Annotated in this window: 11 protein-coding genes; 5 read left to right on the top strand and 6 right to left on the bottom strand. The window is 71.6% G+C overall.

Translation table 11 applies throughout. The features are described from left to right. Window positions 1–588 (bottom strand): peroxiredoxin, encoded by a 588-nt coding sequence (locus tag FO059_RS10170; protein ID WP_143908495.1) that lies wholly within the window; start codon window positions 586–588, stop codon window positions 1–3. Between the two features lie 169 nt (window positions 589–757). Here FO059_RS10170 and FO059_RS10165 point away from each other — a divergent pair, with 169 nt between their 5' ends. Then, on the top strand, window positions 758–1744 hold the full coding sequence (locus tag FO059_RS10165) for a hydrogen peroxide-inducible genes activator (RefSeq protein WP_282451427.1): 987 nt from the start codon (window positions 758–760) through the stop codon (window positions 1742–1744). 11 nt (window positions 1745–1755) lie between these two features. On the opposite strand, the gene FO059_RS10160 is transcribed toward FO059_RS10165, so the two are convergent. After that, window positions 1756–2721: a LysR family substrate-binding domain-containing protein gene (locus FO059_RS10160; RefSeq protein WP_308339565.1), complete on the bottom strand. Its 966-nt coding sequence runs from the start codon at window positions 2719–2721 to the stop codon at window positions 1756–1758. A 105-nt stretch (window positions 2722–2826) separates the two neighbouring features. On the opposite strand from FO059_RS10160, the gene FO059_RS10155 reads away from it, so the two are divergent. Beyond that, on the top strand, window positions 2827–3630 hold the full coding sequence (locus tag FO059_RS10155) for an enoyl-CoA hydratase (protein ID WP_143908491.1): 804 nt from the start codon (window positions 2827–2829) through the stop codon (window positions 3628–3630). Window positions 3631–3648: 18 nt separating this feature from the next. On the opposite strand, the gene FO059_RS10150 is transcribed toward FO059_RS10155, so the two are convergent. Next, complete coding sequence (locus FO059_RS10150; protein WP_143908488.1) at window positions 3649–4284, bottom strand: DUF4203 domain-containing protein; 636 nt, start codon at window positions 4282–4284, stop codon at window positions 3649–3651. 63 nt (window positions 4285–4347) lie between these two features. Between FO059_RS10150 and FO059_RS10145 the strand changes: the two genes are divergently transcribed. Further along, window positions 4348–4725 carry a DUF5997 family protein gene (locus FO059_RS10145; RefSeq protein ID WP_143908485.1) on the top strand — a complete coding sequence of 126 codons (378 nt, stop codon included), beginning with the start codon at window positions 4348–4350 and terminating at the stop codon, window positions 4723–4725. Between the two features lie 18 nt (window positions 4726–4743). On the opposite strand, the gene FO059_RS10140 is transcribed toward FO059_RS10145, so the two are convergent. Together FO059_RS10140 and FO059_RS10135 are read right to left on the bottom strand one after the other, a co-directional pair. Then, complete coding sequence (locus FO059_RS10140; protein WP_143908483.1) at window positions 4744–7269, bottom strand: DEAD/DEAH box helicase; 2526 nt, start codon at window positions 7267–7269, stop codon at window positions 4744–4746. A 60-nt stretch (window positions 7270–7329) separates the two neighbouring features. Then, window positions 7330–8418, bottom strand: coding sequence for a proteasome assembly chaperone family protein (locus FO059_RS10135; RefSeq protein ID WP_143910637.1), 1089 nt, complete (start codon window positions 8416–8418; stop codon window positions 7330–7332). A gap of 286 nt (window positions 8419–8704) precedes the next feature. Between FO059_RS10135 and FO059_RS10130 the strand changes: the two genes are divergently transcribed. After that, on the top strand, window positions 8705–9565 hold the full coding sequence (locus FO059_RS10130; RefSeq protein ID WP_143908481.1) for a hypothetical protein: 861 nt from the start codon (window positions 8705–8707) through the stop codon (window positions 9563–9565). Between the two features lie 118 nt (window positions 9566–9683). Further along, the gene (locus FO059_RS10125; RefSeq protein ID WP_143908479.1) at window positions 9684–10850 is read left to right on the top strand and encodes a DUF4192 domain-containing protein; all 1167 of its coding nucleotides are present in this window, start codon (window positions 9684–9686) and stop codon (window positions 10848–10850) included. Window positions 10851–10862: 12 nt separating this feature from the next. Here FO059_RS10125 and galE read toward each other — a convergent pair whose 3' ends face one another. After that, entirely contained in the window at window positions 10863–11867 is a 1005-nt protein-coding gene (galE, locus tag FO059_RS10120; RefSeq protein WP_143910636.1) for a UDP-glucose 4-epimerase GalE, read from the bottom strand. Window positions 11868–11869 lie beyond the last annotated feature (2 nt).

Here is an 11869-nt window from a genome sequence, read left to right as displayed (position 1 = left end):
TCAGAGCGCTTCCTTGACCAGCTCGCCGGCGTCGATGGTCGGGTCGCCCTTCTTCCAGTTGCAGGCGCACAGCTCGTCGGACTGCAGGGCGTCGAGGACGCGCAGAACCTCGTCGACGTTGCGGCCCACCGAGCCGGCCGTCACGGAGACGAACTGGATCTCGTTGTTGGGGTCGACGATGAAGGTCGCCCGGTCCGCGACGCCGTCGGCGTTGAGCACGCCCGTGGCCTCGACCAGCTCGCGCTTGAGGTCCGAGAGCATGGGGAAGGGGAGGGTCTTGAGGTCGTCGTGCTGTGCACGCCACTGGAAGTGAACGAACTCGTTGTCCACCGAGGCGCCCAAAACCTGCGCGTCGCGGTCGGCGAACTCGTCGTTGAGCTTGCCGAAGGCGGCGATCTCGGTGGGGCACACGAAGGTGAAGTCCTTGGGCCAGAAGAAGACCACGCGCCACTTGCCGGCGTGATCGTCGCTGGTGACGGTGGAGAAGTAGTCCTCGGGCTGCTGCGCGTCGACCTGGGACAGATCGCCACCGATGAGCGCGGTGAGGCTGTAGGAGGGGAACTGGTCGCCGATGGTGAGGAGAGCCACTGGGATAACTCCTTTGTCGTTGTGGTGCGGCGGGGTGTCCGCCGCGTCGGTGCCGACGTGGGTGCGCCGGGCGAAGGTTCGGGATCGGAGGACGGGGTCCGCCGCGACGTGCACAACACGTCGCAGACTTTCCTGGTCGTCCGACCTGCTCCGAACTCCCTTCACCACTATGCATCAGAAATGCGAAAAGGTAAAGCCTCTAGGTGCATGTACACTCATTGGCGTGATCGATGAATCCTATCGCCCCACGGTGGCCCAGCTACGGGCGTTCGTCGCGGTGGCCGAGTACCGCCACTTCAGCACAGCGGCACAGCGTCTGGGCGTGAGTCAGCCCACTCTGTCGCAGGCGCTCGCGTCCCTGGAGGCGGGTCTCGGCGTTGTGCTCATGGAACGAAGCACCCGTAGAGTCCTCGTCACCGACGCGGGCCGTGAGCTCCTCGGCAAGGCGCTCGCCGCGCTGGAGGCGGTGGACGGGTTCGTGACCGCCGCCGCGGGGATCGGCAGCGGCATGGTGGGCGGCCTGCGCATCGGGATGATCCCCACGGTGGCGCCGTACGTCTTGCCCGCGGCGCTGCCCGCGCTCGGTGCCGCCTACCCGGACCTGCACCCGCACCTGGTGGAGGACCAGACCGAGCGGCTTCTCGACGCCTTGCGGGGCGGCGGATTGGACGTCGCGGTGATCGCCCTCCCGTCCGGCGCCGCAGGTCTGGTGGAGATCCCGCTGTTCGACGAGGACTTCGTGCTCGTCGTTCCCCGGGACCATCCGCTGGCGGGCCGGGACGATCTGTCCGCCGACGTGCTCGACGACCTGCCGCTGCTGTTGCTCGACGAGGGGCACTGCCTGCGTGATCAGACGCTGGACCTGTGCCGGCTCGTGGGCGCCACACCCGCGCTGGGTGATACCCGCGCCACGTCGCTCGCCACCGTCGTGCAGTGCGTCGCGGGCGGGCTCGGAGTCACGTTGGTGCCGGAGTCGGCGGTGTCGGCGGAGACGACGCGCGGCGGCCTGGCGACGGCCCGGTTCGCACATCCGGCGCCGGGCCGCACCGTCGGGCTCGTGTACCGGAAATCGACCGGCAGACACGACGACTTCCGCTCTCTGGCAACCGAATTGGCTTCCTGCACGCCCGCGGGCCGGGCGCACAGCGTGGACTGACGGAATCCCGCTCAGCGGCGTCCCCGCGGGCGACCGCGTTTCGGCCGCCCCGCCGGCCTGCCCCGCCGCGGGCCGGTGGCCCGCTTTCCGCCTCCGGATTTGGCACCGCCCGCGGCCGCCTTGCCGCCGCCGGTCTTTTTACGGCCGGCGGAGCCCGTGCCGCCGGTGGAGCCCTTGCCGCCGGTGTCGTCGCGGGCACGCTGGGCACGGCCGCCGGTGCCGCGTGAACTGTTGGCGGTGCGTCCGCGGACGATCCCGATGAACTCGTCCATCAACTCCGTCGAGCGGTCCTCGCGCCACACAAGGGCCACCGGGGAGTGCGCAATACGTCCGCGATCGTCGCCGGGCGCCCCGCCGGCGTCTCCGGGGCCGCTCACGAGGTCCGGCACTGGGTTCGCGTCCTCCTCGAGCGGGCGGTGCACGAGGCCCTTCCGGTGGAGCAGACGAGCGAGCGACTGGGGGAGCGCCACCAGGCCGACACCGGCCAGCACCAGGTCGAGTGCGTCCTGTGTGGTCTCGGGGCGCTGATACGACGGGATCCCGGGCGGAGAGTTCCAGTCGAGCACGTCGTCGAGCGGATGATGGACGATCTCGTCGGCGAGGTCATCGGGGGTGAGCGACTCGTCGAGCGTCAGCACGTGATCCTTCGGCATCACCACCACCGTGGCCTCGGTGTAGAGGGGGATCACGTGCAGCCCCTCGCGGTCGATGGGCAGGCGCACCAACGCGGCGTCGGCCTCCCCGGCGCGGACGGACTGCACTGCGGGGCCGGTGTCGGCGGGGGCCAGGTCCAGGGGCACGTCGGGAAAGCGCGCCTCCCACACGCGTGCCCACTTGCCCGGGGTGGCGCCGGGGACGAACGCGAGGCGGAACCGCGGCCCGGCGGGGGAGTCGGGCGTGCTGCCGCCAGGGGCGCCCGTCTCCAGCGATCCATCGTCTGCGGCGCCGCCGCTCGGGCTCGAGGTGTCGTCGTGCACCAGGCCAGCGTACCGCCGCGTCGCGTTCGGACTTCGGGCGCGACGGGGCCATCCCCGGCCGCCGAAACCACCCGCATCCGCGCCCCGTTTTCGTAGTGTCGGGGAATGGAATTCGTCCTCGTCGATCGCCCGCGCCCGGAGATCGCCCTCGTCACCCTCAATCGCCCGGAACGCATGAACGCGATGGCGTTCGATGTCATGGTCCCGCTGCGGGAGGAGCTCGAACGCATCAGCAACGACAACTCGGTGCGCGCGGTGGTGCTCACCGGGGCCGGCACGGGGTTCTGCTCGGGCGCCGACCAGCAGTCCGCGGGCCGCATCCCGCACACCGAGGGACTGACGCGGGCCACCATCGCGCTGCGGTCCATGGAGATCCTCGACCAGGTGGTGAACACGTTGCGGTCGATGCATCAGCCGGTGATCTCGGCGATCAACGGCGCCGCGATCGGCGGCGGACTGTGCCTGTCGCTCGCCACCGACATCCGCGTCGCCTCCACGGAGGCGTACTTCCGCGCGGCGGGCATCAACAACGGGCTCACCGCCAGCGAGCTCGGCCTGAGCTATCTGCTGCCGCGCGCGATCGGCACCTCGCGCGCGTCGGAGATCATGCTCACCGGCCGCGACGTGGGCGCCGAGGAGGCCGAGCGGATCGGTCTGGTCTCGCGTCTCACTCCGCCCGGCGACCTTCTCGAGACGTGCTTCGCGATGGGGGAGGCGATCGCCGGGTTCTCGCGGCCGGGCATCGAGCTGACCAAGCGCACGTTGTGGTCGGGCATGGACGCCGGGAGCCTGGGCCGGCACATGAACCAGGAGGGGCTGGGCCAGCTGCTGATCCGCCTGCTCACCGGGAACTTCGAGGAGGCCACGGCGGCGCGCAAAGAGGGCCGGGCGCCGGTGTTCCGGGATTGACGGCGTCCCCGCCGCCCGTCACGGGCGGCGGGACCGCCACTGCTCGCGCGTGGCGGGGGAGCGGCTGAAGGCGCGCGCCTGGGCGATCCCACCGAGCACGACCAGCGCCGCGTACAGCACGAACCACCACCAGTCGTCGTCGATGGCGGCGGTGATGGCGGCCTGGTGGAAGTCGGCGGTGTCGAGCGTGCCGGTGAGAAGCAACACGCCGCCGACGATGGTCACCGCGCCGCTGAGCACGCTGACCACCACGAGAAGGATGGCCGGAAGGCTCACCGCCAGCGCCACCGCGGCGAGCAGCAGGCCCAGCAGGACGCCTATGAGGATCACGACCCAATTCCACTCCGCGCCCGCGGCGACCATGGCCGCGGCGCCGATCGCGAATCCGACGGCGGCCATCGTGATGATCACGGCGACGGCGTAGTAGAGGTAGGCGAGCAGCAGGAACACGATCCCCACGGCGATGCCGACCGCCCACCCCCACCCGGTGTCGAGGAACTCCTCGCCGGTGGCGGAGGCCACCACGCCGGCCCCCAGCGCGAAGCCGGCGAACGCGCCCCACAGCGCGATGACCACGCGCATGGCGGCGAGCCCGCGGAAGCAGAACACGGCGCCCACGATCAGGGCGAGGATCCCCACGACGATGTCGGCCATGGGGCGAGGATATCCGGGCCGGGCGCCCGGGCGGGATCGAAGCGGGCGGATAAGCTCTGCGGTATGACCGCGCGCAAGAAACCCCAGATGCTCAAGCCGTCGACTGCCGCGAAGAAACTCGGCATCCACCTTCCAGCCACGCCCGACGAGTTCCGGGAGGGCACGGTCTCGCGTGAGGAAATGGCTGCGCTGCTGCAGAACCCGCCGCAGTGGCTCACCGATCTGCGTGCGCAGGGGCCGCACCCGCGGCCGGTGGTCGCGGAGAAGCTGGGCGTGTCGATCGCGGGCCTGGCCCGTGCGGGGGTCGACGAGGTGCTCACCACCGAGCAGATCGACGCGCTGCTCGCCGACAGGCCCGAGTGGCTGCGCGCGGAGCGCGAGGTGCAGGCGGGCGTGCGCGCCGAGAACCGGCGGATCAGCCGCCGGCGCGACGCCGAGTAGCGACCCGCGCCCGTCCGCTCACCCTGCGATGACGGACAGCGTGTCCAGCACCACCTCGCCGGCGTCCTCGGAGGCGTCCAGGTCCACCTCGGCGATCAGGGCCCAGCCGTGGTCTCCGTCGGGGTCGTCGAGCGTCTGCCGCAGGCGCCAGGTGGGCTCGCCGTCCTCGTTCGTGGTCTCGGTGGCGTTGAACATCTGCGGCCCGCGCGCCTCGGGGCCGGTGAGCATCTCGCCGTATTCGGCGAAGAACGGGGCGAACGCCTCGGCCCATTCGTCGGCCGTGGGGTCGAACTCCCACTGCTCCAGCGCCGCCCAGTCCCGGCGCGCGATCGTCTGGACCAGCTGGAACATGGCGTTGCGCAGCATGATCCGGAACGCGCGGGGGTTGGCGGTGATCGACCGCGTGGTCTCGCCGTGGAAGGCCTTCTCCGCCGCCTCCTGGGATGCGGCGGAGGGGTCCACCAGCTCCTCCCACTCGTCGAGAAGGCTGGAATCGACCTGGCGGATCAGCTCGCCGAGCCATTCGATGATGTCGTCGAGCTCGTCGCTGCGCATCTCCACGGGGACCGTCTGGCGCAGCGCCCGGTAGGCGTCGGCGAGGTAGCGCAGCACGGTGCCTTCGGAACGGGAGAGGCCGTAGCGGGAGATCAGGTCGGAGAACGTCATGGCGTTCTCGATCATGTCGCGCACCACCGATTTGGGTGACAGCGCGAACTCGCTGAGCCACGGGTGCGTCTCCCGGTAGGTCTCGTAGGCGGGCGCCAGCAGGTCCTCGAGCGGCTTGGGCCAGGTGACCTCCTCCAGCAGCTCCATGCGCTCCTCGTACTCGATGCCCTCCGCCTTCATCTCCGCCACGGCCTCGCCGCGGGCGGTGTGCTGCTGCGCCCGCAGCACCTGACGCGGGTCGTCGAGCGTCGCCTCCACCACCGAGATGACGTCGGCGGCGTAGGTGGCCGCCTCGGGGTCGAGCAGCTCGAATGCGGCGAGGGCGAACGGCGACAGCGGCTGGTTGAGCGCGAAGTTGGCCTGCAGGTCCACGGTGAGCCGGGCCATGCGCCCGTCCTCGTCGGGCGTGTCCAGGCGTTCCACGACCCCCGCGTGCAGCAGGCTCCGGTAGAGCCGGATGGCCTGCAGGATGTGTTTGCGCTGGCGGACGCGGGGCTCGTGGTTGTCCTCCAGCAGCGTGCGCATGGCGTCGAAGCAGTTCCCCGGCCGCGCGATCACGTTGAGCAGCATCGCATTGGTGACGGAGAAGCGGGAGACCAGCGGCTCCGGATCCGCGGCCACGAGCTTGTCGAAGGTCTGCTCGCTCCATGAGACGAAACCCTCCGGGGGCTTCTTGCGGTGCACCTTGCGGCGCTTCTTCGGGTCGTCGCCGGCCTTCGCCAGCAGCCGGGCGTTCTCGATATCGTGGTCGGGCGCCTGCACCACCACGGTGCCCGCGGTGTCGTATCCGGCGCGGCCCGCGCGCCCGGCGATCTGGTGGAACTCGCGCGCCTTGAGGTGCCGGGTGCGCACGCCGTCGTACTTGGTCAGCCCGGTGAACAGAACCGTGCGGATGGGCACGTTGATGCCGACGCCGAGGGTGTCGGTGCCGCAGATGACGGTCAGCAGCCCTTCCTGTGCGAGCCGTTCGACGAGCCGGCGGTACTTGGGCAGCATGCCCGCGTGGTGCACGCCGATGCCGTGCTGCAGCAGGCGCCGCAGCGTGCGCCCGAACGCGGTGCTGAAGCGGAACCCGGCCAGCGCCTCGGTGATCTCGGCCTTCCGGTCCTTCGCGGCCAGCTTGATGCTGGTGAGCGACTGTGCGCGCTCGAGCGCCGCCGCCTGCGTGAAGTGCACGACATAGGCCGGGCACAGGTCGTTCGCCACGAGCTCCTCGATGGTCTCGTGCACGGGCGTCATCGCGTAGGAGAACGACAGCGGCACCGGGCGTTCCGCACCGGCGACGAGCGCGGTGGTGCGGCCGGTGCGGCGGGTGAGGTCCTCGCGCAGTGCGGTGACGTCGCCGAGTGTGGCGGACATCAGCAGGAACTGCGCGCGGGGCAGCTCGAGCAGGGGCACCTGCCACGCCCAGCCGCGGTCGGGTTCGGCGTAGTAGTGGAACTCGTCCATCACCACCTGGCCGATGTCGGATTCCGCCCCGCCGCGCAACGCGAGGTTGGCCACGATCTCCGCGGTGGCGCAGATGATGGGGGCGTCCGCGTTGACGGCGGCGTCGCCGGTCATCATGCCCACGTTGTCGGCGCCGAAGACCTCGCACAGGGCGAAGAACTTCTCCGACACGAGCGCCTTGATGGGGGCGGTGTAGTAGGTCCGGCGGCCCTGGGCGAGCGCGATGAAATGGGCGGCGACGGCGACGAGCGACTTGCCGGAGCCCGTCGGCGTCGCCAGGACCACGTTGGCGCCGGACACGAGCTCCATGACGGCCTCGTCCTGCGCCGGATACAGCGCGATGCCGGACTCCTCCGCCCACAGGGAGAACCGCTCGTAGAGTGCGTCCTCGTCGAGGGGGTCTACGGGGATCCGGTCGCTGAGCAGCATCCGTCCAGCCTATGCGGTGACCGGTGCGCCGCGGCCCGGGGTGGGGCCGGGGCCCGCGGGTCAGGTCCGGGGGCGGTCGTCGCCGTCGCCGGAGTCGCCCCTGGAGCCGTCCGGATCCTCGTCACCGGAACTCTCACCTGTGGTTCCGTCCTCGGCGGCCCCGGAGCCCGGTGCCTCGCCTCCGCTGCGGCCGGACCCGGAGTCGAACGGTTGCCCGGGATTATCGCCGGACTTGCCGCCGAACTGTTCGGCCAGGAAACGCTCGAACTCGGCGCCCAGCTCTTCGCCGCTGGGAAGGTCGCCCTCCTCGGCGAGCAGCGACGACCGGCGTTCCTCGGCGGTGACGTAGGCGTCGTACTGGTTCTCGAGTGCCTTGACCACGCCGGCCACTTCCTCGTTGCCCTGCACCTGCCCGTCGATCTGCTCGCGCACGCGCGCGGCGGCGGTGCCCAGCTCTGTCAGCGGCAACTGCAGATCCGTGTTCTCCATGACGCACTCGAGGAGCTTCTCGGCAGAGCCCGGATAGTCCGACTGGGCCAGATAGTGCGGCACATGCACGGCGAACCCCAGGGTGGGGTGTTCGAGTTCCGTCAGGCGCAGCTCGAGCAGCCCGGCGACGCTGCCGGGGATCGACATCTCACCGTCCCACTTGTGGTAGTCGCCGCGGATCTCGCTGTTGCCGGAGTGGGAGGTGACGCCGGTGGGACGGGTGTGCGGAACGGCCATCGGGATCGCGCTGAGGCCGATTGTGCGCTCCACGCCCAGCTCGTCGATCAGTGCGCACACCGCGCCGGTGAAGCGGTCCCACTTGAGGTCGGGCTCCAACCCGGAGAGCAGCAGGAACGGCACGCCGTTCGCGTCCAGCACCCGGTGCAGGTCGAGGCGCGGCGTGGCGTAGTCGGTGAACCGGTTGTCCCGGAAGGTCATCACGGGACGGCGCGAGCGGTAGTCGAGCAGCGCGTCGATGTCGAAGGTGGCGACGGGCTCGGACTCGAGCGTGTCCAGCAGATGCGCGGTGGCGATGCGGACCGCGTGCCCGGCGTCGGTGAAGCCTTCGAGCGCGTGCAGCAGGACCGGCCCGCTGCCGTCGGGCGTCGTGACATCCGGCAACGGGAACTCCAACTCGAACATGCCGGAATCCTGATCCACGTTCATCCCCTTCCTCGACGCGGTGCGCTCTCCGCGTCCGCAACCGGCGCCGGTGCGGCTCCGGGTGTGTCAGGTGGCGGGCGCGGAAGGCTGCCGCGGCGCCGGTCGGCGGCCGGCTGTCCACCGGCCCGGCCCCCGCGCCCCATAGTAGAGGTCCGTCCCGTCCGACGGTGGCGGGCGTGCGGTCGGGGCGGTGCGGGTATGTCCTGCCGGATACGGGCACGGCTTGTGCCTATGGTTGGGGTGAGGAATGTGTACCGCGAACCGCGAATGGCCGGAGGAGCGCGTGAGAAGTTTTGTCGTCGATGGCATTCGGCGCGGGCCGGGCCGTCCGGGACGCCCGGCCCGCGCTGCCGGCGGCGTCGCCGCGTTGTGCTGCGCGGCGGCGTTGCTGGCCGGCGGGTGCAGCTCGACGGTCGCCGGCCAGGCGTACCCGGCGGCGGGCGGCGGCGGGGACGCGCACCCGGCGCCGCCCACCGCAGCGGCACCCGGCACCACGACCGCGCCCGCGACGCCGTCCACGACCGCTCCGTCAGCGCCGCCGCAGGCGACCACCTCGGTGCCGGGCGCGCAACCCGGCGCGCTCGACAGGCTCCTTCCGCAGCCCGCGGCATTCCCCGCCGGATTCGCCGACAGCGCTGCGGTCCTGTCGCATCACAACGCGGTGTCGGCGTCGGAGGACCTGTCCGGTGAGCAGCGCGGGGCGCGGACCCGGCCGGTGCAGTGCGCGCCCGGCTCGCAGCCCCCGGGGCCCGACGACCTGGCCGTCATCACCTCGACCAATGCGGCCGACAACACGACGATCGCCGTGCAGCTCGAACGCGTGCCCACGGACCTCACCGAGTTCGAATCACGCATCGACGGCTGCACGAAGGTGCAGTCCAACCGCTTCGGCGCGGAGTCGAAGATCACGCGTTCCCTCCTCGACGTCCCGGACGTGGCGGATCACCACGTGGTGGCCTACGAGCAGAAAGTGCGTTCCGGCGCGGGCGAGCCGTCCATCGAACAGCGGTCGACCACGCTGGCGGCGCAGGTCGACGATGTCCGGATCTTCGTGGTCGGAATGAACCAGCACGGCCGGCCGCCGGCGGCCGAGGACCTCTCGGACCTGCTGGCGGAGGCCATCGACTCCGTGCGGGCGGATTGATCGGCCTCCCGCACGCGGTTGTGCACAGGCCCCGTTGTCCACAGGTTCCTGCATAACCGCAGGCGACGGTCCGGCGGAACGGTTCGGGGCCGGCGTGCGGTGGCGCACGGTGGTTCGCATGACCACATGGAGATCAGACACCCCGCAGCGCCACGGCGACGGAACGCCCCCGCAACCTGACCGCATCGGGCTCGGAGGCCCCGGCGACCTCATCGCCGCGCTGCCCGGGCTGCTGGGCTTCGTCCCGGAGGACTCCCTCGTCCTCGTGCTGCTCGGCGGCGGATCCGGCCGGCAGGTGGTGGCCGCGCTCCGTCAGGACCTTCCCGTGCTGCTGGCGCATCCGGAGGCGGTGGACGACCTCGCTCAGCGGCTGCGGTGCATGCGCCGTGAGGAGACGTTCGACGTGCTCGCAGTCATCGTCGACGGGGCCTGGGAGGGGCCCGCGGTTCCGGAGGCCTGCCACGACTGGCTGGTGCAGCAGTTGCTGATGCGGTTCGGCGCCGCGCCGATCGAGGTGGTGGGCGCCGTGGTCGCCTCGGCCGTCGCCGACGGCGCGCCGTGGTCGGAGCTTCCGGACGGCGAGCGCTGCGGGACTGTGCCGGACCCGCACGCCTCCGATCTGACCGCCACGCACGTGTTCCACGGGCGCACCATCCACGGCTCGCGCGCGGAGATCGAGGCGGTACTGTCACCGGATCCGCTCGAATTGCGGGAGGCCCTCGTCGACGAGCTGGGCCGCATTGCCGGCGGGGTCCTCACACGCCGGCGCACCGGCGGCGCCGAGGCGGTGGCGGCGGAGTTCGACGACGTGCTGGCCGCCGTCGCGCAGGTCGATACCGGCGACGAGCCGTCGGTGGGGGAGTCGGCGCGGGCGGCGCTGGCGCTCGGGAACGCCGAGGTCCGCGATGCCGCGATGGGGCTGGCGGTGGGCGGCAAGGCGGTGGCCGCCCGGAGATTGTGGGGAATGCTCGCCCGGCGTCTGGAGGGCGTGCTGCGTGCGGAGTCGGCCGCCCTGCTCGCGTTCACCGCCTACGCGGCCGGCGACGGCACCGAGGCCGGGGTGGCGGTCGACGCCGCCCTGCAGGTATGCCCCGGACACGGACTCGCGGGGCTGCTCGACGAGGCGCTGTCGCTGGCCCTGCATCCGGAACGGATCCGTGAGCTCGCCGAGTACGCCGTGGAGTCGAGCGCGGCGGAGGGGCTGGTCGTGCCGTGGCTGCCGTCCTCGCCGCCGGCGCGTGCCTGCGGCGGCGAGGACGGGGCCGCCGCAAGCACGGCGTCGTGAGGCCGCCGGAGGTTAACGCTCCGGAGCGGAACGGGCGCGCGGTCCCAGATCCTGCAGGTAGCGCCACGCGTCGGCGACGATTTCGTCGAGGCCCGTGCGCGAGGGGCGCCAGCCGAGCTCGTCGATCGCCTTGCGGCTCGACGCGATCAGCACCGCCGGGTCGCCCGCGCGCCGGGGGGCGTCGACGACGGGGATCCCGCGGCCGGTCACGCGCCCGCAGGCGTCGATCACCTGCTGGACGGAGAAGCCGGAGCCGCTGCCCAGGTTGTAGACGGCGTGGCCGCCGGGGGAGGCCTGGTCGAGGGCCAGCGCATGTGCCTCGGCGAGGTCGAGGACGTGGATGTAGTCGCGGACCGCAGTGCCGTCCTCGGTGGGCCAGTCGCGGCCGAACACCGAGATCGACTCGCGGTGGCCCAGGGCGGTCTGCAGCACGAGCGGGATCAGGTGCGTCTCCACCGCGCGATTCTCGCCCGCGGAGCCGTACGCCCCGGCCACGTTGAAGTACCGCAGGCTCACCGCGGCCAGCCCGTACGCGGTGGCATACGAGGTGATCGCGTGGTCGATCGCCAGCTTGGTGGCGCCGTAGGGATTGGTCGGTGCCGTGGGCGCGTCCTCGGCGATGGGCACCTGTTGCGGTTCGCCGTAGGTGGCGGCCGTCGACGAGAACACCAGGCGCGGCACCCCGGCGGCGCGCATCGCGTCCAGCAGGGCGAGGGTGGTGACCACGTTGCGCCGCCAGTACTGCGCCGGATCCTGCACGGACTCGCCGACGAGGGACATCGCCGCGAAGTGCAGCACCCCGTCGGCGGGTCCGCGGCCGTCCGCCGCCATCGCGGCCAGCACGCGCGCGGAATCGGTGCCCGCGTCCCCCTCGACGAAGTCGGCGCCGTCGGGGACGGCGTCACGGTTGCCGGTGGACAGGTCGTCGAGGACCGTCACCTGATGCCCGCGCTCCAGCAGCAGGGTGGCGCAAGCGCTGCCCACGTACCCGGCACCGCCGGTGACGAGCAGGCGCATCG

This window comes from Tomitella fengzijianii, from assembly GCF_007559025.1.
GTDB lineage: Bacteria > Actinomycetota > Actinomycetes > Mycobacteriales > Mycobacteriaceae > Tomitella > Tomitella fengzijianii.
This window is presented reverse-complemented; position numbering and strand designations above follow the sequence as displayed.

What these genes read in the sequence shown, in the direction of transcription:
- FO059_RS10165 (WP_282451427.1), top strand. Translation starts at nt 758, where the DNA reads ATGCATCAGAAATGCGAAAAGGTAAAGCCTCTAGGTGCATGTACACTC.
- FO059_RS10155 (WP_143908491.1), top strand. Translation starts at nt 2,827, where the DNA reads ATGGAATTCGTCCTCGTCGATCGCCCGCGCCCGGAGATCGCCCTCGTC.
- FO059_RS10150 (WP_143908488.1), bottom strand. Translation starts at nt 4,284, where the DNA reads ATGGCCGACATCGTCGTGGGGATCCTCGCCCTGATCGTGGGCGCCGTG.
- FO059_RS10145 (WP_143908485.1), top strand. Translation starts at nt 4,348, where the DNA reads ATGACCGCGCGCAAGAAACCCCAGATGCTCAAGCCGTCGACTGCCGCG.
- FO059_RS10140 (WP_143908483.1), bottom strand. Translation starts at nt 7,269, where the DNA reads ATGCTGCTCAGCGACCGGATCCCCGTAGACCCCCTCGACGAGGACGCA.
- FO059_RS10125 (WP_143908479.1), top strand. Translation starts at nt 9,684, where the DNA reads ATGACCACATGGAGATCAGACACCCCGCAGCGCCACGGCGACGGAACG.
- galE (WP_143910636.1), bottom strand. Translation starts at nt 11,867, where the DNA reads ATGCGCCTGCTCGTCACCGGCGGTGCCGGGTACGTGGGCAGCGCTTGC.